Source organism: Flavobacterium sedimenticola (assembly GCF_030053345.1).
Classification (GTDB): domain Bacteria; phylum Bacteroidota; class Bacteroidia; order Flavobacteriales; family Flavobacteriaceae; genus Flavobacterium; species Flavobacterium sedimenticola.
In genome coordinates, this window is record NZ_JASGBP010000001.1 from 106,434 (window position 1) to 128,571 (window position 22,138).

At 42.4% G+C, this 22,138-nt stretch carries 14 protein-coding genes; 4 read left to right on the forward strand and 10 right to left on the reverse strand.

Annotated features, from left to right (window positions below):
* Window positions 1-27: 27 nt before the first annotated feature.
* The 4 genes from gldD to mutY form a co-directional block, all read right to left on the reverse strand.
* Window positions 28-600: a gliding motility lipoprotein GldD gene (gldD, locus tag QHT84_RS00450; RefSeq protein WP_283237566.1), complete on the reverse strand. Its 573-nt coding sequence runs from the start codon at window positions 598-600 to the stop codon at window positions 28-30.
* Window positions 600-1,898, reverse strand: coding sequence for a gliding motility-associated protein GldE (locus tag QHT84_RS00455; protein ID WP_283237567.1), 1,299 nt, complete (start codon window positions 1,896-1,898; stop codon window positions 600-602). The genes gldD and QHT84_RS00455 overlap by 1 nt, the downstream gene beginning before the upstream one ends.
* Window positions 1,899-1,923: 25 nt before the next feature.
* A complete protein-coding gene (locus QHT84_RS00460) occupies window positions 1,924-2,361 on the reverse strand; it encodes a single-stranded DNA-binding protein (protein WP_283237568.1) in 438 nt (145 codons plus the stop codon).
* A 111-nt stretch (window positions 2,362-2,472) separates the two neighbouring features.
* The gene (mutY, locus tag QHT84_RS00465; RefSeq protein WP_283237569.1) at window positions 2,473-3,513 is read right to left on the reverse strand and encodes an A/G-specific adenine glycosylase; all 1,041 of its coding nucleotides are present in this window, start codon (window positions 3,511-3,513) and stop codon (window positions 2,473-2,475) included.
* A gap of 132 nt (window positions 3,514-3,645) precedes the next feature.
* Here mutY and QHT84_RS00470 point away from each other — a divergent pair, with 132 nt between their 5' ends.
* From QHT84_RS00470 to QHT84_RS00480, 3 genes are all read left to right on the forward strand, one after another.
* Entirely contained in the window at window positions 3,646-3,939 is a 294-nt protein-coding gene (locus tag QHT84_RS00470; protein WP_131474623.1) for an HU family DNA-binding protein, read from the forward strand.
* 394 nt (window positions 3,940-4,333) lie between these two features.
* Window positions 4,334-5,878 carry a ribonuclease E/G gene (locus tag QHT84_RS00475; RefSeq protein ID WP_283237570.1) on the forward strand — a complete coding sequence of 515 codons (1,545 nt, stop codon included), beginning with the start codon at window positions 4,334-4,336 and terminating at the stop codon, window positions 5,876-5,878.
* 294 nt (window positions 5,879-6,172) lie between these two features.
* Window positions 6,173-9,064, forward strand: a complete 2,892-nt coding sequence (locus QHT84_RS00480) for a DUF7619 domain-containing protein (protein ID WP_283237571.1) — start codon at window positions 6,173-6,175, stop codon at window positions 9,062-9,064.
* Window positions 9,065-9,145: 81 nt separating this feature from the next.
* Here QHT84_RS00480 and pbpC read toward each other — a convergent pair whose 3' ends face one another.
* The 3 genes from pbpC to QHT84_RS00495 all read right to left on the reverse strand — a co-directional run bounded on the left by pbpC (window position 9,146) and on the right by QHT84_RS00495 (window position 17,952).
* Window positions 9,146-11,521, reverse strand: a complete 2,376-nt coding sequence (gene pbpC / locus QHT84_RS00485) for a penicillin-binding protein 1C (protein ID WP_283237572.1) — start codon at window positions 11,519-11,521, stop codon at window positions 9,146-9,148.
* A 209-nt stretch (window positions 11,522-11,730) separates the two neighbouring features.
* Window positions 11,731-17,379, reverse strand: coding sequence for an alpha-2-macroglobulin family protein (locus tag QHT84_RS00490; protein ID WP_283237573.1), 5,649 nt, complete (start codon window positions 17,377-17,379; stop codon window positions 11,731-11,733).
* Window positions 17,380-17,508: 129 nt separating this feature from the next.
* Complete coding sequence (locus QHT84_RS00495; protein WP_283237574.1) at window positions 17,509-17,952, reverse strand: nucleoside deaminase; 444 nt, start codon at window positions 17,950-17,952, stop codon at window positions 17,509-17,511.
* A 37-nt stretch (window positions 17,953-17,989) separates the two neighbouring features.
* Between QHT84_RS00495 and QHT84_RS00500 the strand changes: the two genes are divergently transcribed.
* A complete protein-coding gene (locus QHT84_RS00500) occupies window positions 17,990-19,780 on the forward strand; it encodes a 1-deoxy-D-xylulose-5-phosphate synthase (RefSeq protein ID WP_283237575.1) in 1,791 nt (596 codons plus the stop codon).
* Here QHT84_RS00500 and QHT84_RS00505 read toward each other — a convergent pair.
* From QHT84_RS00505 to QHT84_RS00515, 3 genes are read right to left on the reverse strand one after another with little or no spacing between them, the layout of a single operon-like run.
* Window positions 19,777-21,111, reverse strand: a complete 1,335-nt coding sequence (locus QHT84_RS00505; RefSeq protein WP_283237576.1) for a deoxyguanosinetriphosphate triphosphohydrolase — start codon at window positions 21,109-21,111, stop codon at window positions 19,777-19,779. The two genes, QHT84_RS00500 and QHT84_RS00505, sit on opposite strands and share 4 nt — an antisense overlap.
* A gap of 52 nt (window positions 21,112-21,163) precedes the next feature.
* A complete protein-coding gene (locus QHT84_RS00510) occupies window positions 21,164-21,628 on the reverse strand; it encodes a GNAT family N-acetyltransferase (RefSeq protein WP_283237577.1) in 465 nt (154 codons plus the stop codon).
* A complete protein-coding gene (locus QHT84_RS00515) occupies window positions 21,621-22,136 on the reverse strand; it encodes an RDD family protein (RefSeq protein WP_283237578.1) in 516 nt (171 codons plus the stop codon). Before QHT84_RS00515 ends, QHT84_RS00510 begins: the two co-directional genes overlap by 8 nt.
* Between the last annotated feature and the right edge of the window lie 2 nt (window positions 22,137-22,138).

The following is a 22,138-nucleotide window of genomic DNA, read 5'->3' on the forward strand; positions in this document are numbered from 1 at the left end:
TCGCTTTGCTCGTGCCGCTCCTTCGGTCTAACGACCTTGGGTCCATTGAATACTTTCGAGCAATTGCTGCATGTCATTTTTTACATAATCGGCGGCCGGCATAATCGAATCATAATTTGGCTTGGCGTAAAAGTAAACCGAACCGGTTACAAAATGTTTGGTGCTGTCGGTGGCATAAAACTGGGCGTTTGTGGCCGCGTTTCCGCCTACTCTGTAAAACATACCATATACCTTTTTATCCGGATTAATATACGGCTGCTCCAAGATATCATCGGCTTTGATTACGTGTTCATAGGTTAGTTTTTGCGCATCTCGAAGCAAGGTATTGATATCGCCGTTTACCGTTTTGTAGGTCAGGTAAATCGTGGCTTTCATCTTAGGATAATGAATCGAAAAACCGCAGTTTTTATCTTCTTTTATAACAGCATCTTCATTGATGTCAAATTCAAACGGACAGTGATTACTGAAATGGGCATACTGCGCTACAGGATAATCCAAGCGCAACTGTCCGGCCGGTTTGGGCAAGGTGTCGTTTTTACAACTCGTCAAACTGAGTGTTAGTATAACGGCTAAAACCCCAACTGTTTTAAATAGCTTCATTATGAATCGAGAGTTACTTTTAATTGTTTAATTCTTTTTTTATCGACCAATTCTATAGTAAAATAGAGGTTGTCAAAGTGTATTTTTTGCCCTTTTTTGGGGAAATTACCCAATATCTCTAACACAAATCCGGCCAAGGTTTCGGCTTCTCCTTTATTTTCTTCAAAAACGGTTTCATCTACATCCACAATACGGTAAAAATCTTTGAGGTTGATTTTGCCTTCAAAAAGGAAATTCTTGTCGTCGATTTGTGAAAAATTAATGTTTTCGTCATCAAATTCATCCGAAATATCGCCAACTATTTCCTCTATGATGTCTTCCAAAGACACCAAACCCGAAGTTCCGCCGTATTCATCCACCACGATGGCCAAATGGCTTTTCATGCTTTGAAAATCTTTTAACAAATCGTCGAGTTTCTTGTTTTCGGGTACAAAAAAAGGTTTTCGCATCAGCGTATTCCATTCAAATTCCTTTTTATGAATATGCGGAATCAAATCTTTGACAAACAATACGCCTTCAATTTGATCGATATTTTCACGGTATACCGGAATCCTAGAATAGCCTTTATCAACTATTTTGGCGTAAATATCGGCAAAAGGCTCATTGATTTCCAGTGCAAAAATATCGATACGCGGGCTCATCACTTGTTTGGTATCGGTATTCCCGAAAGAAACGATGCCTTCTAAAATTTTTTGTTCCTCGGAAGACGTATCTTCGGAAGAAGTCATCTCGAGCGCCTGGGACAATTGATTAACCGAAAAATTCGATTTTTGTTTTCCCAATTTATCATGCAAATACACCGAAATGTTGCGCATGGGCAAACTCACCGGCGATAACAACAAATCCAACACATACAATGGTCCGGCCATGCGTACCGAAAATTTAGCGTTATTGCGGCTGGCATACACTTTAGGCAATACTTCGCCAAAAAGTAAAATTAAAAACGTGACCAAAACCACTTCAGTCAGAAACTTCAATAGCGGTGACGTAATGGAAACAAAGAGCGAATTGCTCAGAAATGAGAACAAAATAATCACCCCAATATTGACAAAATTGTTGGCTAACAAAAGGGTTGCCAACAATTTTTTGGGCTTTTGCAAAAGTCTTGAAATGAGATTGGCTTTGCTTGGATTCTCCGTAGTGAGTTTCGCTAAATCTTCTTTAGTGAGTGAAAACAAAGCCACTTCAGCGGCCGAAATCATCGCCGAACAAAGAAGCAGCAATGCAATAGCCAAGCTTCCTAAAAGCAAATGGGTATCTATGTAATCAAAAAAGTGTAAACCGGGCTCGGGGTCCAACTGCAGTCAAGTTAGTTAAACAATATCAAAACGGTAAATCATTTTCAGGATTTGCCGGATTGGGCGCTTCAAAGGTAGCATTTTTTGGTTCAAGATGTTGGGGCGGTTTTACACCTTCAATGTCTTTTTTAGTGGTTAAAAAAGTAAATTCGGTAACCTGAATCTCGGTGGTGTATTTGGTGGTGCCGTCTTCGGCTTGCCATTGGCGTGATTTAATGCGACCTTCCACATAAATTTTATCGCCTTTGGACAAATATTTTTCACATATTTCGGCGGCCTTGTTGCGTACTACTAAATTGTGCCACTCCGTCGAATTTATTTTTTCGTTGGTTTGCTTATTGATATACACTTCGTTGGTAGCCAAAGGAAATCTGCCGATGCAATTTCCGCCTTCGAAATAGTGCATTTTTACTTCATCGCCTAAATGGCCTATCAGCATTACTTTGTTTAATGTCCCGTTCATTGTAGCGTGTTGTTTAATTTTCTTCGGCAGCCGTATTCGGTCGAATCACTGCAATACAATCGGATTGAGGGCGCCTTGGGTTTCTCAAATTTACAATTATTTTTTGAAAAATCAATACCTTTCTTTTTCAATAAAGTTAAAAATCACGACGGGAAACGGCAATTTTTTAACTGATTCCCAGTCAGTTCCGCCTTTTAGCGTTCCTTTTACCCGTACTTTCCAGAAATCAATATGCAAATGTTGGTGAGACAATTTATGCAAAGTGGATGCTGTTGCGTCGCGATGAACCGATTGGATGGCATTCGGCACCAACTTTTGTTGGACAATGCGCTTTTCAACATCGGCTTCCGGTTCTGACGCTGTTGTTTCTATCAAGGGAAACTCGTACAAATTATGCCAAATGCCTTTCGCGCTCCGCTTCTGCACTAAAGTGTGGTGTTGTTCATCGGCAAAAATCACATAATGAAACCAACGGTCTTTCACTTTGTTTTTTTTCGATTTGACCGGCAAAGCAGCCACCTTCTTTTTTTGCAATGCCGCACAACTGTCGTTAAAAATACAGTGGTTACAATCGGGATTTTTAGGGACGCATTGCATTGCTCCAAACTCCATAATGGCCTGGTTGAACACGTTTGCTTCTCCTTTGGGCAGCAGTTCACGAGCCAAAGCGGTGAACTCTTTTTTGGCATCCGAAGACGCGATATCGGTTTCCACCTCAAAGTAGCGCGCTAAAACGCGATACACATTGCCGTCGACCACAGGAACACTTTCGTTATAGGCAAAGGAAGCAATAGCCGCGGCGGTATAGTCGCCTATGCCTTTTAATTGAAGTAATTCGGAGTAGCTTTGAGGGAATTGCCCTTGGTAATCCGAGGCGATTTTTTGAGCGGTTTGATGTAAATTTCTGGCACGGGAGTAGTAGCCCAAACCTTGCCACAATTTGAGCACTTGCTCTTCTTCGGCTTCAGCCAAATCAAAAACCGTCGGAAAAGCTTCGGTAAACCGCAAAAAATACGGCAATCCTTGGGCGACGCGGGTTTGTTGCAACATGATTTCAGACAACCAAATAAGGTACGGATCGGTTGTATTTCGCCAAGGTAAATCACGCTTGTTCAGTAAATACCATTGGATTAACGACTTAGAAAAATTCATCACAAAATTTAGGTTCACAAAAATAAATGTTTATGTGATTAAATTTTAATAGATTATGCTTGAAATATTGTTTTTTTAATTCATATATTTGCAACCTCAAAATTTTACTCATAATAATAAATACGAAAGAAAATGACGAAAGCAGATATCGTAGCGAAGATTTCAGAAAAATTAGGCCTTGAAAAAGGAGATGTTCAAGCCACTGTTGAAGCGTTTATGGAAGAAGTAAAAACTTCTTTGGAAACCGGAGACAATGTGTACCTAAGAGGTTTTGGTAGCTTCATCATCAAAACAAGAGCTGAAAAAACAGGAAGAAACATTTCTAAAAATACGACTATCAAAATTCCTGCCCACAATATTCCGGCATTTAAACCTGCTAAAGTATTCGTAGAATCTGTAAAAACCAATACTGAAGTAGCAGTATAAAACTTATTTATTAATCACAAAAACACCAGCGTATGCCAAGTGGTAAAAAAAGAAAAAGACATAAGGTAGCGACTCACAAACGCAAAAAGAGAGCAAGAGCTAACCGACACAAAAAGAAAAAGTAGTTCTAAACTACTTTTCTTTTTTTAGAAAACGTTCATTGAAATGGAAATTCAGTATAAGCAGTTTCCGGTCTCGGTTTACAGTTCGCCTGTTGACTGAATACTGTGACTGCCGACTAAATTTCACCGGGTAACAACATTACCTGTTTTAAAATGTTTAATCCATCCTTACAATTCAGTTGCGAGTTGAAAAGTTGCGCGTTCCGAGTTGCAAAACCCGAAACCCGAAACCCGAAACCCGAAACCAAAAAGTACGGATAAAAATTTACAACATGAATAAAGAATTAATCATCCGTAGTGGTGAGAATGCTGTAGATTTTGCCTTATTAAAAGATGGAAAACTAATTGAATTACACAAACAGGAAGACACCAACAACTTTCAGGTAGGCGATATTTTTATTGCCAAAATCAGAAAGCCGGTGGCCGGACTAAACGCGGCGTTTGTAAACGTAGGCTTCGAAAAAGACGCCTTTTTACACTACCACGATTTGGGTCCGAATTTAGCTTCCTATTTGAAATTCATAAAACTTGTAAGCGCAGGTAAACTAAAAGATTTCTCCCTAAAAAACTTTCAGTTTGAAAAAGAGATTGATAAAAACGGTGCCATATCCGATATATTGAGCGCCAATCAATCGGTACTGGTTCAAGTTGTCAAAGAACCTATTTCCACCAAAGGACCAAGAATCAGCACCGAGCTGTCGTTCGCGGGTCGCTTTGTAGTATTGGTTCCTTTTTCCGATCGCGTGTCTATTTCTCAAAAAATAGATTCCAAAGAAGAAAAAGACCGACTCAAGAAACTGGTACAATCCATCAAACCTAAAGGTTTTGGCGTTATTGTGAGAACAGTAGCGGAAGGCAAAAGCATAGCCGAATTAGAAAAAGATTTGCAGAACTTACTAAACCGATGGACTGCAATGTGTAAAAAATTACCAACCGCGCATCATCCGTCCAAAATATTAGGAGAGCTCAACAAAGCCTCTTCCATATTGCGCGACGTGTTTAACGATACCTTTACCGGTATCCAGGTTGATGATGCCGAGTTGTATCAAGAAACAAAGGACTATTTGGCCGAAATAGCTCCCGAGAAACAAAAAATCGTTAGGCTTTACCAGTCGAAAGACGTGCCGTTGTTTGAAAAATACCATATCGAGCGACAAATCAAAACCTCGTTCGGGCGCACCGTTTCCATGAGTAAAGGAGCGTATTTGATTATAGAACATACCGAAGCCCTACACGTCATCGACGTGAACAGCGGCAACCGTTCTAACAAAGCCTCCAACCAAGAAGATACCGCACTCGAAGTCAATTTGATTGCCGCAGCCGAAATTGCGCGTCAATTGCGACTCCGCGATATGGGCGGGATTATTGTTATCGATTTTATCGATATGCAAAATCCGGACAACCGCCAAGTCTTGTTCAACTTCCTACGCGAAGAAATGAGCGACGACAAAGCCAAACACAAAATCTTACCGCCGAGTAAATTTGGACTCGTTCAAATTACCCGCCAACGCGTAAGACCTGAAGTGAATATCGAAACCCGAGAAGAAAACCCGAACAATTTGAGCAGCGATATCGATGCGCCGATTCAAATTATCGACAAAATTTCATTCTCCCTCGAAAAATTCATCAAAGACTACAACGGCGTGAAACTCAACGTACATCCGTTTGTAGCGGCCTACCTTAAAAAAGGTTTTCCATCAATACGTTCAAAATGGTTTTTTGAACATAAAAAATGGGTGAAAATCATACCGCGTGACGCTTACACGTATTTAGAGTATCATTTCTTCGATAAAGACGGAAATGAGATCAAAGAATAAAAAGAAAAACCGCCTTTCGAAAGACTGGCGGTTTTTTTGTGTCAAAATCTATCGTTTAAACAATGTCACACTGAGCTTGTCGAAGTGCTTTTTGGGAGCTGTTTCCGGCTATCCGCTGTATCTTTTTAGCTTGTGCTTCGACTCCCGAAGCTTCGGGACAGCATAACAAGCTAAAAAGGATGCCGCTGCTATCCGGGCTAGGATTTTGTTTAAACAATGATTTTTTTGCGAAAGTTTTGAAGTGAATTTTATCTTATAAGTAATTTATATATATTTGACTTTCAAACCATTCTTATGAAGAAACTTTACACTTTTTTACTTGTCGCATTTATTGGATTTTTGGGAAATGCACAGATTGTAAATATTCCAGATGCCAATTTTAAAGCAAAGCTTTTGGCAGCAAGTCCAACTGCAACAATTGCATACAATTCTGCCGGAACTAAAATAAAAATTGACACTAACAACGACGGTAATATTCAGGTAAGTGAAGCTCTTATGGTTTATCAACTTTATGTAAGCTCGAGCAACACCGCCATAACTCCTACATCAATAGTAGATTTAACCGGATTAGAGAGCTTTACTAATTTAAGAACATTTTCATGTACTAATAATAATGTAAGTGTTTTAAATCTTACGCCGTTGGTTAACCTCAAAGTACTTTCATGTGGCAACAACCCATTGATGAGTATCAATTTAAGTTCCTTAGTCAATCTTGAAAACTTAACCTGTCATTCTAATCAGTTGACTTCATTGAATCTTTCCAATAACAACAATCTCAAAACCATTTCGTGTTATAATAACAGCATTTCTAATTTGAGTATTACTAATTGTAATGATTTAACCTCTTTAGATTGTAGCTCTAATCAATTATCATCGCTTGATGTTTCAAATAAGGTTAATTTAACGAATCTGAATTGCAATAATAATATTATTACAGACCTAAACATCGCAAACAGTTATGCCTTTACTTCTTTCAGTTGTGCCGGGAATCAATTAACATCTTTAGACATTACCAACAGACTCAATTTAGCATCCTTAAATTGTAATAATAACCAATTGACTTCGCTTAATATTACAAATGATTTAGCTTTAATTGATTTGAGTTTTTTCAACAACCAAATACAAACCATCAACCTTGACCCGTTTATAAACATTGAAACATTGGCATTAGGCGGAAATCCTTATACAAGCCCCATAAATTTAAGCACTTTGGTTAATTTATATTGGTTAGACGCTCAGAACATTGAAAGTGTGGATGTATTCCCCTTGAATGCCACAAGTATGCCCTTGTTGACAAATTTGAAGATATTAAAAACCGACGGCTCTAACTTAGGCAATTTCAATTATGCTCTCATCCCGAACTTGGAACAACTACTTTGTCGAAATACTGATTTAACTAACATTAATTCCATTCCTACAACCCTTATAACTTTGGTGGTTCAAGCTAATCAGTTAACCTCATTAGACCTGACAGCCTTTACAAATTTAACAGCTGTAAACGCCTACGACAATCAAATTACTAATTTGGTTTTAGGAAATCACCCTGAAATGTATTTTTTAACCATTGGTAAAAACTTATTTCCAAATATAGATGTTTCACATCTACCGGCACTAACAACTCTTCAAGTTAATAATAGTCCAAATTTGGTGTCCTGCAACATAAAAAATGGAGCCAGCGGTTTTTTTGGGTTTTCAAATTGCCCCAACCTATTGTATATCTGTGCAGATGAAGCAGAAGTTGTTACTGCACAAAATGATATTGTAACCAACGCTGCCAATTGGAATGGCAATCCGAACTGTCATGTCAACACCTATTGTACCTTTGAACCCGGAGGCACTTTTTATACGATACAAGGAAATCATCGTTGGGACACAACCAATAATGGTTGCGATACAAACGATTTTTTATTCCCAAATATGAAGTTTAATATTTCTAACGGAACGACATCTACGACCTTTATTTCGAGCAATGATGGTACTTATCATTATGATGTTCCGGCTGGTACTTATACTGTAACTCCTGTATTAGAAAATCCAACATATTTTACAACAACACCATCCAATACCGGAAACATTGTTTTCCCAACAGCAGCGAGCCCATTTATCAGAGACTTTTGCATAAGGTCATTGGCCAATAATCCTGATTTGGAAGTGGCTGTTTATCCGTTAAGTAACCCTAGACCGGGTGTTAATAATCTATTTATTATTGTTTATAAAAACAAAGGCGGTATTCCGCAAAATGGCAGTGTTAATTTTAGTTTTGATGATGCGATTCAAGATATGGTTTCTTCTACAGTAACACCAAATACTCAAACGAGCGGAAATTTGACTTGGAATTTTTCCAACTTATTGCCGTTTGAAACTAGAAGCCTGATGGTAACCTTTAATTTAAATACACCTATTGAAACGCCTCCAGTAGAAAGTGGTGATATTTTAAACTATGGTGCGACTATTACAGGTATACTCACGGACATCCTGCCAAGCGACAACAGCGCTTCCGTAACACAAACAGTTGTCAATTCACAAGATCCTAACGACAAAACTTGTGCCGAAGGCATTTCAGTCACACCAAGTATGGTAGGCCAGTATGTTCATTATGTTATCCGTTTTGAAAATACCGGAACAGCTAATGCCATAAACATTGTGGTAAAAGATGTTATCGATACCACTACGTTTGATATTGCTAGTTTGATTCCGCAAAACAGCAGCCATTCTTTTTATACGAGAATAATCAATACCAACCAGGTAGAATTTATTTTTGAAAACATCAACTTACCTTTTGACGATGCCAACAATGATGGTTATGTCGCTTTTAAAATTAAAACCAAGCCTACTCTGGTTGTTGGAGATACTTTTAGCAATACAGCTAATATTTATTTTGATTATAATTATCCTATTACGACCAATACGTTTACCACAACAGTACAGTCTCTAAGAAATCCTGACTTTGATTTTGGAAGTGTCTTCACACTGTCGCCGGTTCCTGCCCAAAATACACTGACCATTACGCCTAAAGAAAATGTTGTAATGAGTTCTGCCAGCATTTACAACACACTTGGTCAGTTGGTTCAAGTAAACACCAATCCGGGAGAAAATATCGATGTTTCAGGCTTGCAAAGCGGAAGCTATTTCATTAAAATAATAAGTGATAAAGGAAGCGCAACAGGGAAATTTATTAAAGAATAAAACAGTTCTCGATACATCCCGACTTGTCGGGACACTCGAACTGACGTTTGTTATTAAAAAAGCCCCGAGAATCGGGGCTTTTTAATCTTTGATTATCTCAACTCTTCTTTTAATTTCATTCCCAAATTCATCCGCTACGGTAATGTAATGCACACCGGTTTCGGCGGTAATCGGCATTTCGTGAAAGGTTTGCGTGCTGCCTTTATAGACATTATCCACATACCAAAAGAGCTTGGCTTCGCGGTTGGAATGCGCCACTTTTACAATCACCGGCTGTACTTGGCTGTTAAAGTCTTTGGCCAAATAAATTTTGCTGTTGGTTTTCGGATAAATAAAATCCATGACCGCTTGCGCCGTGGGTTGGCAATCGACTCTAAAAGGCGGCAGCGGTTTGTAATCGATATGCAAACTCTTATAATACCATTCCATCACCGGCGGCAACACAAACCATTTTTTGGTAACGATTTTATCCACGTCTTCACAACTGCTGTTCACCCGAAACTGTTCGGTGGCATCCAAATGAATGAGTTTGTGATACGGACAAATAGAAGTTTTCTTCCCGCTACGCGAGATGAGTTGCTTTACTTTTGGGCAATCGTCCTGCGCCAAGTGACCGCTTAACGTACACACCTCAGCATACTCCAAATCGTTGAGCGGTGGCTGAAACCATTTTTGACGCGGCAACAAACGAAACACATCAAACAACAGCGGTGCGGCACTGTTCACTCCGGTCAACTCGGGTCGGCCTTCACCGTTGGCATTGCCTACCCAAACACCCACCACATAACGCGAATTGGTACCGATAGCCCACGCATCGCGGTTTCCGAAACTGGTTCCGGTTTTCCAGGCCAACTCCAACGCGGAATCATAAAACCGCCACGCTTCATCGCCTTCGGGGCGGTTGACTTCTTTCATCGCATTATAGGTTAAATAAATAGAGCCGGCGCCAAAAATATTGGGCTGAAAACTGTTGCTGCCGAAATCTTGTTGAAAACCGTCGACATAATTCAACTCTGCGAATTCCTTGGTTCGGTATTTCCCTTGGGATTGGTTAAAGTAATTCACCGTGGCTGACAGATTCGCATAGGCGCGACACAAATCCCATAAATTGCTCTCGGCGCCGCCCAAAATCAACGATAAACCATAATGATCCGGATGTTGGGTGATGTTTTTGAGTTTTAACTTTTGGGTTAATTCGTAAAATTTATGTACCCCGTGTTCCTGAAGCATCAATACCGACGGGATATTCAACGACCGCGACAAAGCGCGTTGGGCCGGCACCGCCCCGTCAAACGTAAAATTGAAATTTTGCGGTGCATAGCCCGAAATTTGGGTCGGAACATCGGCGACCAACGTATTGGGCAACAATTCGCCTTCATCGAGCATGGAAGCAAACAGCAGCGGTTTTAAAATACTGCCCGTGCTACGCGGCGCCCCAATGATATCCACATCTTTATCGTGGTCTTTATCGGTAGGCGAATTGCCCACATAGCTAATGATGTTTCGGTTTTGAATATCGATGACCAACACGGCCAAATTGTGCACTTCGTTTTGCTTGTACTGACTGTAATACTGCTTGGCTATTTGATTCACGCGGTTTTGCAACGCCATATCAATCGTAGTTTTGATGCGTTGGCCTTCGTTGGTTTTGGCAATACGTTGGAGCAAATGCGGCGCAATTTGCGGCAAATTATACGGTTTTTGCGGCAACGGTTCCGTAATAGCCAAATCGTAGGTAAGCTTGTCGATGATTTTTTCACGATGCAGTTTCAACAGCAAGGCATTGCGTTTGCGCAACAATTTCACCTGATTTTTCCCGGGATAAATCAAACTCGGTGCGTTGGGCAAGACCGCCAAGGTCGCACTTTCGGCCCACGACAGTTGGTACGACGGCACGCCGAAATAACGCCACGAGGCCATTTCCAAGCCCACTACATTACCGCCGTATGGCGCATGAGCGGCGTAGAGTTCTAGTATTTCTTCCTTAGAATGACGCCATTCGAGTCGCGTAGCCAAAATGATTTCGAGGGCTTTTTCAACATAGGTACGCTGTTGGTTTTGGCGCGATAATCGAATGACTTGCTGGGTTAAGGTACTGCCGCCTCGAACCACTTTGCCGGCTTTGCGGTTTTGCTGAAACGCCTTAACCATCGCCACCGGATTAAATCCCGGATGGTGGTAAAAATGTTCGTCTTCGAAATAAACGATGCATTGTTTAAACTTATCGGGAATACTGTCCTGCGCAGGAAAGCGCCATTGCCCGTCGCGCGCAATTTTAGCCGCGAGTAATTCGCCGTCGTTACTCTCGATAACGGTCGCATACGGCTCTTGGAACAACACCCGCGGTAGCGAAAAGTAGTACACCACCAAGAGTATAAAAGTGATGGCCGTTTTTTTGGGATGGCGTTGGATATAGTGAACGAAACGTTGGAATATCGCGCTGAGTTTAGTTTTCACTTTCAAAAATTAAAATGGTATAACATCTAGCCCTGATGGCAGCGGAAATCCTTTTTCGTCAGTTCGAGTTTTTGTTTCGTTTCTCGATACATTCCGACTGCATCGGAACACTCGAAATGACGAAACAAAAGTATCGAGAACCGAAAAAGATTGAAGCGAACAGCGGGAATACGGTTTCCCGAGTATTCCCGAACCTTTCGCTCCTAAATTTACTTGACCACTTCCACCCATTGTCCTTTGGTACGCGCTAAAAAGTCGTTATCGTACATGGCTTCGCACTGCAAGCCCGGCAAATAATACTTGCCGAGATAGGAAGCATTCAACAGGATTTTGAATTGGCGCGTTTCATAGGGTTTGAGGCCAAAATAGTAATTGGCGCGGTCGTCGCGGATGTCGATATAATCGGCGGTATTGCTCGTAGCATCGCCAAAATCGGTATAACGCGTGTTGACAATTTCGAAACCGGAAGGCAGGATTTGCGACAAGGCGATGTTGGTTACCCGCTCATTTTTGCGATTGGTGAGCGTGACTTCGCCGTAAAATTCGGTTCCCTGCGCTATTTTAGATATGTTGATGACTTTGCCTTTTCGGTCTTTGAAAACCACACGCGCCGTCAGGTTGTTTTGCATCGGCTTTTCACTGCCCACCGGTAAAATACCGCTGTTGAGCACCCGAACGAACAAGGTGTTTTTCTTGTTGTTTTTGAAAGTCACGGCATTGTTCCCTGATTGGACCACGAGGGTGCGTTGCACCATCACCTTGTCGGTAGTAACCGCTTCCGATTTTCCGGCGTTGGTGTATTGAATGGAAACGCCCTTGCTGCCATTGGATTTGGCGAACTTGGCCATGGCATACAAGCCGTAAGCAGTGGTTTGCGTGCTCATCCAGGTGTTGCTCGATAAACTTTTGGCGAGTTTGGTCGCCATGGCAAATGCTTTGGGTTTTTGGCCTAACAAAATTAAGGTTTCCAGTGCCATGGCTCGGTTTCGGTCGGGTGAACCATAGTAATAATAGTAATTGTCCTCGGTATTAACTTCATCAATCATGGCGTTGTTTAACAACGCCATACCGGCGGCGTTTTGTTTGATGAGCGCATAGGTTGCGGCCAAGCGCAAACGGCTTTCGTTGTTGATTCCGACCGTTTCGCGGAGGCGGTTCATCGATGCCAAATCGGCCGCACCGGCCAAAGCCAAGGTGTACAAGCGATAGGCTTGGGCGAAGTCGTTGTCATACGATTTTTCATAGCGCCATTGTTTGGCCATTTTTTGTTGGTAGCCCATCCATTTGGTTTTGAAGTTTATCGGCAATACGTAGCCTTTTTTCTCTGCCTCAATAAGGAAATGTCCGGCGTATGACGTTCCCCAATCGTCGGCATCAGCATTGCCCGGCCAATACGAGAAACCACCGTTAGCCAATTGGAAATTGCTCAGACGCTGAATGGCCGCGGTCACATTTTTTTGAATGTTTTGCTTGCGAACGGCATCCAAGTCCATGATATCGGTTAAATACAACTGCGGGAAAACCGAAGAGGTGGTTTGTTCGACGCAGCCGTGAGGATACTGAATTAAATAATCCAATCGGCGCCCGAAATCAACCGTTGGTGAAGACGAAACTTCCATTTTGGCTTTGTTGCTTCCGGCCACTCCGAAGGTTTTCCAAGAGATGGTTTTGGTACCGTTAGGCGGAATCACAATATCGGTATATTCATGGGTTACCGGATTCGGATTGGTCACATCAATCTCTACCGAATAGGTTGATTTTTCTTTACCTGATGTGGCGATGATATCGATTTTACCGATACCGGTCACGGCGCCGACTTCGAGATTAAAGTACGCCATTTTTTCATCGGGCTCGGTAAACTTCACGACTTGACTACTGATCCCGGACACTTTCACCGCGCTGTTGGTTTTGATTTGCAGGGTGACATTTTTGATGTGTTTTTCGGTCGCAAAAAGAGTCACCGGCAGCGTTACTTTTTCCGATGGTGAAATCTTTCTCGGTAGTGAGGCTAAAATCATCAGCGGACTTTTCACTTGAGTCGCTTTTTCGGCCATACCGTAAGCGCCGGTTTTCGAATCGGCTGCTACTACCATGGTGCGCACCGAACCAATGTATTTCGGCAAGGTTATTTTATGGGTTTTGGAACCGCCCGTTAATTCAAACGGTCCGAAATAGAGCACCACCGGTTTAAAACGATTCGCTTTTTTGGCTTTGCCGCCACCGGCCTCGGCGTCACCACCAATGCTGAATACCTGATTCACTTTACCGCCGTAAGCGCCGATAACATCGTCGTAAATATCCCAAGTACGCACACCCAAGGCTTCACGGGTATAAAAGCTTGTCCAGGCATTTGGTGTTTTAAAGCGTGTCAAATCGAGTAAACCTTCATCAACTACGGCCAGAGTATACGTCATGCGTTTGCCTTTCTTTTCAGATACTTTGACCGTAACGGTTTGTTCCGGTCGCAATACGTCGGGCATGGTTAGTTGCGGTTCCAATACGGTATTTTTATCGACCACTTCTATCGGTACGATACCGTACATCCGAATCGGAGAATCGTTTTTGGTTGTCGCATGTGGCTGCAGCAACGAGATATTGACGTACACGTTGGGTGCCATGTCGCCGGTAATCGGCATCTCGACCACGGTTTCTCCTTTTTTGGTTTTGGTCCAAATGGTTTTCAATACTTTGGTACCGTTTTCAATAGAAATCATGGCTCTGCCGCCTTCGCTCGACGGGAAGAAAATTTTGGCTTTATCGCCAACGGCATAATTGGTTTTATCGGTAGAGAATTTAAGCATCGTAGCCGATTCTCCATCGGTGCTGCGCGATTTGGCCGACCACCAAGGCATATCAATATAGACTCTGACACCGGTGGCATGACCGCCATTCGGATCGGAAACGCGAATCAAATAATTACCCCAATCTTCATCGGGAACCGAAAAGGCAATACTCCCTTTCCCCGAAGCATCGGTATTGATTCGGAAATTCTTGTAGGCAATGGTCGCGTTAGAGGTATTGTAACTCGATAAATTATCGTTAGAGGCATCCCACCACCAGCGCGACTGCATTCGGTAAACCCGAACATCCAAATCGCGGACGGCTTTAGGGCGACCGTTTTCGGACACGGTGACAATATCGAAACGGTTATTTCTTCCGGTTTCAATCATCCCGTATTTGTTCGGTTCGGGCGATTTGATTCCGATATAAGTAGCATAAGGCGAATACAAGGCAGAAGACACATCGGTACTCACGTCGCCGCCATTTTCATAGACTTTGGTAATGAAAGCAGCACGGAGCATCCCCGGCGCTTCGCCTTCTATAGTAGGCTTAATCGGAATCGTGGCGCGACCTTTGGCATCTACTTTACCGGAGAAGATATTGATTTCTTCGGTGTAAAAACGTCGCGTAGGATCGTCAAAAACATAATTGGAAAACCCTTTGAAAGTGGTTACTTCCTGAGAAAATTTGGCCTGCACCTCGGTTTTTAAATCTTTGGCTACGGCGCCGTGCAGCCACAACACTTGGATGTTGTTGACATTCTCTTTGCCGGCTGAAAGAATGGGCTCGTTGAAGCTGTTTTTGATTTTGAGGCGATTCGGTTTGATGGTTTCGATTTTAACAGTCTTGTAAAAACGAGCACCGCCTACACTTACCACCGCTTCCCAATTTCCGGTAATCGCTGTGGCCTCTGTTGGGATAACAAACTTATAATGCTGCAAGGCGTTCATTTTTTGAACCGCTTCGTATACCGTTTTCCCGTTAGGGTCGTTTACTCTTAATTTGATGGGATGAGACGCCGGTAATTTATTGGCATTGTCATTTAAAATAAAGGACAAATACACCGTATCGCCGGGGCGCCAAACCCCGCGTTCGCCATACAGGTAGCCTTTTAATCCTTTTTGCAGTGTTTCGCCCGAAACATCGAAATTACTCACGGATAGTGATAATTCATCGTCGAGTTTGACATAGGTGCTTTGATTTCCTTTGGTCACTATAGCGAAATAGGCATACTTTTCCATTTGAAAGGAAGCCATTCCGTCGCCATCGGTAACGGAAGCCGCAATTTTTTGTTGTTGGAAATTGTACAATTCTACTTTGGCGCCCGAAACCGCATCGGTAGAAACGATATCGCTAACGGCCACTACTACCGACTTATCGGTTCCTCTTTTCGCAATAACCCCTAAATCGGAAGCCAGGATATTGGTGCCTACTTTGGTGTTGTAATAGTAGTAATCGGTACACGGATCCTGACGCTCACGCCATTCATAGTCTTGTTCGTAGTAATAATCGTAGTCGTAGTAGCTGTAATTTACGTCGTTTTCATCGCCTTCTTCTTCTTGCGATTCATCATCATAATACCCTTCTTCGTCTTCCTCGTTGGAATTGGTTGAACTCGTACATTTGTACATGGAATATTCTTTCTTGTATGAGAATTCTACGCGATAAATGGCTCCGGGTTCGGGTTTCACGATTTTAGAAATATCCAAAGCATACGTATTCCACTTCGTATAATCGATTAAATTATTCTGTTTTAATTCGATTTTGGTTCTGGCCACGGCTTGTCCGACTTGTTTCAAATTGCGCGTCCCGTTGATTTCATTATCCTGCAAAAACTGCATGATGTTGTTCTTGTATATTTTGAAAATTTTAACGTCCACCGCATTCAGATTGGCCGCTTCAAAATTGATTTTCAAATTATTGGAACTCGGCAAAATACTCCCGCTTTTCAGAAATTTTACACCCGGTTTGATTTGCTCAAACAGGAGTCGCTCCGAATAACTTTGCTTCATTTTATAGCCATCGATATTTTCGATCCCTTGAAACACTTCGACCAATTTACTGCCCGAAAATCCGGTTTCTGAAGTTGCCGTCTCCACAGGTACCGCTACCGCCGCGGTATCAACCATAGTCGAATCGACCGCTTGGGCAACAGCAGTATTTCCTCGGTCGACCTCTGATTTTTCGGGTTCTTTGTTATAAAACACTTTGAGCACGTTACCCGTAGTGGTAAATTTGAGATTACTCGTGTTTTCGATGGCTACCAATCCTTTAAAATCCTGGTCTTTCTTTAACGGATCGGAGAAATTGATAATAACCGATTGATTATTAGCATCACCCGCTTCAATTTTTAGTACTTTGAATTGATTTTTACCCGGAATCGGGAATTTGGTAACGCCTTTTTGATCGATATCCACGTCATCACCATCCCAGTTGATAAACAGGTCGGTATCGTCATCAAAACGTTGGATACTGTCGATGACGAACTTAAAATCGGTCGACGTACTCAACGCCTTATCAAACTTAATCTTTAGCTTTTTGTCTTGGTGGGTCGCTTCGATAATTTTTTGTGCGGCTTCAAAACTCAAATGGTCTGCCGTTTTAATATTGCCGTTCAGGTAATACCAGTCTTTGCTGTAGGATTGTAAATCCTGGGTATTGACGATAAAATCTTGCTTGATGGTTTTGACCGAAAAATTAAAATCGGCCAACTCCTTGGGTACTTTGTTGGTGATTTTGGAAAGGTGTAGCGTAATTTGGTACAAGGTGTTTTGCTCCAATTTCTCTTTCGGAATAAAAGCGATAGTGTTGGGAGACAAAGCCACTACTTTGCCGCTCACGCTTGGGGAAATATCAAATAAATCCTCATCTAATTCCTGATTGGGTTGCCAATCGCCTTTGTTGAATGCCAATTGGACCCTAAAGTCCGAACTGACCGAGACAAAACCCGATGAAAATCCTGTAATGTAATCTTTGTAGAGAGAGGGATCTGAATCAAAATCGGAGGCCGATTTTTTAGAACAGGATTGCCATAGTAACATGGCAACAAGCAAACCGAGAATCTTGCTGGTTTTCATCGTTTTAAATAAAATTATTTGTTAGAACTTTTGCCTTGGAATTTTTCTCCAATTAGCATGATAACGCTAAAATTATTAAAATATTATTTACGTTATCGATATTTTTTTAAGAATATTTTTCTGAATTTTTTATGGGCGTTTGGAAGCAAAGAATCGGACCATCAAATCGGCCGCCTCTTGGGCTAAAACGCCTTTGACTACTTGGGTTTTGGGATGGAGTTGGGTGCCTAATTTTTGAAAACCGCGTTGTTCATCGGAAGCCCCGAAAACCACTTTGGAGATTTGGCTCCAATACAACGCCCCGGCACACATTTGACAAGGTTCCAAAGTGACATACAAGGTGCAGCCTTTGAGGTATTTCCCACCGATAAAATTAGCCGCCGATGTAATGGCTTGCATCTCGGCATGCGCCGTTACATCATTCAGCATTTCGGTAAGATTGTGGCTGCGGGCAATCACTTTATTGTCGATTACAATGACCGCCCCTACAGGGATCTCGCCTTTTTCAAAAGCCGTTTCGGCTTCCTGCAAGGCTTTCTTCATAAAATACGCGTCGGTGAAAGGATTTTCCATAAAACAAAAATACAATTTCAATTCGTACCTTTGTGGCATGTCGAAAGAATTGCTCCAAAAAATCAACAATCCATCGGATTTGAGAAAACTCGAACCGTCTCAATTGCCGTTGTTGGCCAAAGAACTGCGCGCGTTTATCATTGATATTGTTTCGGTAAAAGAAGGTCACTTGGGTGCCAGCTTAGGCGTGGTCGAACTGACCATTGCATTGCATTACGTATTCAATACCCCCGAAGATTTACTGGTTTGGGATGTTGGTCATCAAGCGTACGGCCATAAAATTTTAACGGAAAGACGAACGAAATTCGACACCAATCGTCAACTGGGTGGTCTTTCCGGTTTTCCGAAACGCAGCGAAAGCGTTTACGATACTTTTGGCGTAGGTCATTCTTCCACTTCAATCTCGGCTGCTTTGGGCATGGCGATTGCTTCGCAACTGAAAGGCGAAAACAAACACCATATTGCCGTAATCGGCGATGCCTCGATTGCCAGCGGTATGGCGTTTGAAGGGTTGAATCATGCCGGGGTAACCGATGCTAATTTGTTGGTCATTTTAAACGACAATGCTATCGGAATTGACCCGAGTGTCGGTGCCTTGAAAAACTACTTAACCGCAGTCAAAGAAGGGAAAAACCCGAAGCAGAATAACATGATTAAGTCGCTTAATTTTGATTATTCCGGACCCATTGACGGTCATGATTTGCCGACGCTAATCAAAGAGTTGGAGCGACTCAAAAAAGTAAAAGGACCCAAGTTTTTACACATCATAACTACCAAGGGCAAAGGCTTACAACAAGCCGAAGAAGACCAAGTAAAATACCACGCCCCCGGTAAATTTGATGCCGCTACGGGTGAGATTATAAAAAAATCCGAAGAACATTTACCGCCGAAATTCCAGGATGTTTTTGGGTTGACTTTAGTCGAATTGGCCAAAAACAACCCGAAGATTATAGGCATCACACCGGCAATGCCGAGCGGCAGTTCGATGAAATTTATGATGGAAGCTTTTCCGGAACGCGCTTTTGACGTTGGGATAGCCGAGCAACACGCCGTAACCTTGGCGGCCGGTATGGCCACGCAAGGCATGGTGGTGTTTTGCAATATTTATTCGACTTTCCTGCAACGCGCCTACGACCAAGTGATACACGATGTAGCCTTGCAAAACCTACCCGTGATTTTTTGCTTGGACCGGGCCGGATTGGTAGGTGAAGACGGCGCCACGCATCACGGCGTATTTGACATTGCGTATTTGCGATGCATTCCGAATATGACGATGTATGCGCCCAAAGATGAAATCGATTTGCAAAATATCCTTTATACGGCTTCCTTAGGATTGAAACATCCGATTGCCATACGGTATCCGCGCGGCAGAGGCAAAAATGCCGGCTGGAAGCAACCGACAGCTTTCGAAAAAATTGAAATCGGAAAAGCCAAAAAGCTAAAGAAAGGTAAAAAAGTAGCCATCCTATCCACCGGAACCATTGCGGCTAATGTTACGGCAGCGTTACAGGAAATGGAAGACCTTGACCATTTTGCGCACTATCATTTCGGGTTTGTCAAACCGTTAGATGATAAGAAACTACACAAGATTTGCGATAAATTTTCGACCATTATTACGGTGGAAGACGGTGTTACGACCGGCGGTTTCGGCAGTGCTGTTTTGGAATTTGCCGCGAAAAACGATTACGTGAACGAAATCTTCTTGTGTGGCGTTCCCGATTATTTTATTGAACACGGTACGGTGGATGAACTCCAACAGTTCTGCAATATTGATGTGGATGGCTTGAAGTCGCTTTTTTCGACTTTACTGGAAGAAGACGAAGATTAAGCCGTTACGATCTTATTCAATTGCACCGCTTTCCCATCGGTGAGCATGGAAATGAAGTGGCAAATGTGCAGCAATCTTTCGTAGAGACTTTCCTTTTCCAAATGGTGTTTTTCGGGTAATATTTTCATCAACAACTTATCATAATTGGTAGCCGTTCCACGGTGCGTATTGTTGTACGCCGTGATGAATTTGTCCAACAAATTATTGATGATTTGATAACCCGATAATTCTTTTTCAATCACTTCCCGACTTTGGTAAATGTTTTTGACACTGAGTTTGATGATGTCATCCATTTGCGCTTTGTACTTGCTTTTATCGGTTAGGGCAAAATGAAATTTTCCTTGCAAAATGGCTTCTTCGTTCTCGATAAACACCCGAACAGCATCGTTGATTAAATTGCCGATAGCCAACGCACGCAAATAACTGATACGGTCTTCTTTGGTGGTGAGTGATTGGTATTTGGCCGCATCAATAGTGTCTTTGACCAATTTGATTAGATATTCCAAAGCATAATCTTCGGAAACCAAACCCAAGTTGATGCCGTCTTCAAAATCGATGATGGTGTAGCAAATATCATCGGCCGCTTCTACCAAAAACGCCAGCGGATGGCGCTCATACCCTACATCGTCGCCGGTTTTGTTGAGAATCATGCCCAATTCTTGGGCTACTTCTTTGAAAAAAGCTACATCCGATTGGAAGAACCCGTATTTTTTATCGGCTATATTCTTGGTAGGTTTTTTGGGTAAACTTTCTTTCGGGTATTTGGTAAAAGCACCAAGCGTGGCGTAAGACAAACGCAAACCGCCTTCAATCCCGGGACGTGAACCGGTTAAAATGGAAAACCCGTTGGCGTTGCCCTCAAAATCAACCAAATCCTGCCATTGTTTGGGTGTGAGTTGATCTTTGTATTGTTGCCCTTTCCCAATTGAAAAATATTCCCCAATGGCCTTTTCACCCGAATGGCCAAACGGCGGATTCCCGATATCGTGTGCCAACGCAGCCGCAGCGACTATAGCACCGAAATCGTTCATGTGATAGCCGTGCACTTCTTTGAGGTACGGGTATTTTTCGATGATTTTTTTTCCGACTAATCTTCCGATGGAGCGACCTACGACGGAAACTTCCAAACTGTGCGTTAACCGGGTATGCACAAAATCGGTTTTCGACAGCGGAATGACTTGGGTTTTGTCCTGCAAACTACGAAATGCCGAAGAGAAAATAATTCGGTCGTAATCGACTTCAAAGCCGAGACGCGTGTCGTCTTGTTCGATGCGCAAGCGTTTTCCTGTATCGCCTTGGCGTTTTAGAGATAGTAGTTGTTCCCAGGTCATAAAGAGTAAGGATTTAGCCCTTCGACTAGCTCAGGGTGACTTTATTATTATATCAAAAATACGGTTTATTTAGACTTTTCTTCATACAAACGCTGTTTTCCACGCCTATATATTGTCCGAAGTTTTCGGTGATTTCGTATCCTAATTTTTGGTACAAACCGATAGCGTCTTTTTGCAGGTGACCGGTTTCGAGTATGGCTTGGGTATACCCTTCTTCCCGTGCCCAGGTCTCAAGCTCTTTCAGTATTGCTTTGGCGATGCCTTGGCCGCGGTATTCCGAACGGGTGTACATGCGTTTGATTTCGGCGGTTTCGGTATCGTATTCTTTATAGGCACCGATGCCGACAGCCACCTCGTTGTCATAGCAAATCAGGGCGTTTTTGAGCAAACTGGTTTTGTTGAATTGCGCATAAAACTCATGGTCATCGCCGTCCAATACTCGTAAATACGCGTCTAATTCGGACACCAAATGACCAAAATCCGGATTATCGGAAGTGGTTCTGACAATGTTAGGCATGGTCGTCGTTAGGTTGATTTCCGATTTCCTCAAAAGAGTAAAACAACGCTTTTTGCGCTTCCAAATCGGCTTTGTTTACCACATATGTTTTTGAAAGACTATCGTGCCAGCCGACGCATGGTGTACCGAAAAACGAAAAGATTTCAAACGGAATAATGCGACAAATGGTTCGCAATAAAATGGTATTGGCATCGGGTTTTTCGCCGTAGTGATTCACCACTATGGTTTTGGTAATCATTTTTCCGACGGTAACGGAAAACAGAATTTCAAACACGTTGTAATACACCAACATAATGACAATTCCGATGAAAAACTCGTGCAATGGAGAAATTTCCTCCAAATACGTCACAATTTGCGGGTTGTCGGTGAACAAGGCAATCACGCCTAAAATCACACCCAAAACCAAACTCATCAGCATGCGTACAACATAATCGATAACCACATTGGCCAAGCGTTTGCCGTTGGAAGCGATTATATCATCGGTAACGGTATATTGTCTTTGACTCATAT

Excerpts from the sequence above, each read along its gene's own strand:
- QHT84_RS00460 (WP_283237568.1), bottom strand. The coding sequence starts at position 2,361 with ATGAACGGGACATTAAACAAAGTAATGCTGATAGGCCATTTAGGCGAT.
- QHT84_RS00470 (WP_131474623.1), top strand. The coding sequence starts at position 3,646 with ATGACGAAAGCAGATATCGTAGCGAAGATTTCAGAAAAATTAGGCCTT.
- mutY (WP_283237569.1), bottom strand. The coding sequence starts at position 3,513 with ATGAATTTTTCTAAGTCGTTAATCCAATGGTATTTACTGAACAAGCGT.
- QHT84_RS00510 (WP_283237577.1), bottom strand. The coding sequence starts at position 21,628 with ATGCCTAACATTGTCAGAACCACTTCCGATAATCCGGATTTTGGTCAT.
- QHT84_RS00505 (WP_283237576.1), bottom strand. The coding sequence starts at position 21,111 with ATGACCTGGGAACAACTACTATCTCTAAAACGCCAAGGCGATACAGGA.
- gldD (WP_283237566.1), bottom strand. The coding sequence starts at position 600 with ATGAAGCTATTTAAAACAGTTGGGGTTTTAGCCGTTATACTAACACTC.
- QHT84_RS00490 (WP_283237573.1), bottom strand. The coding sequence starts at position 17,379 with ATGAAAACCAGCAAGATTCTCGGTTTGCTTGTTGCCATGTTACTATGG.
- QHT84_RS00500 (WP_283237575.1), top strand. The coding sequence starts at position 17,990 with ATGTCGAAAGAATTGCTCCAAAAAATCAACAATCCATCGGATTTGAGA.
- QHT84_RS00515 (WP_283237578.1), bottom strand. The coding sequence starts at position 22,136 with ATGAGTCAAAGACAATATACCGTTACCGATGATATAATCGCTTCCAAC.
- QHT84_RS00480 (WP_283237571.1), top strand. The coding sequence starts at position 6,173 with ATGAAGAAACTTTACACTTTTTTACTTGTCGCATTTATTGGATTTTTG.
- QHT84_RS00475 (WP_283237570.1), top strand. The coding sequence starts at position 4,334 with ATGAATAAAGAATTAATCATCCGTAGTGGTGAGAATGCTGTAGATTTT.
- QHT84_RS00495 (WP_283237574.1), bottom strand. The coding sequence starts at position 17,952 with ATGGAAAATCCTTTCACCGACGCGTATTTTATGAAGAAAGCCTTGCAG.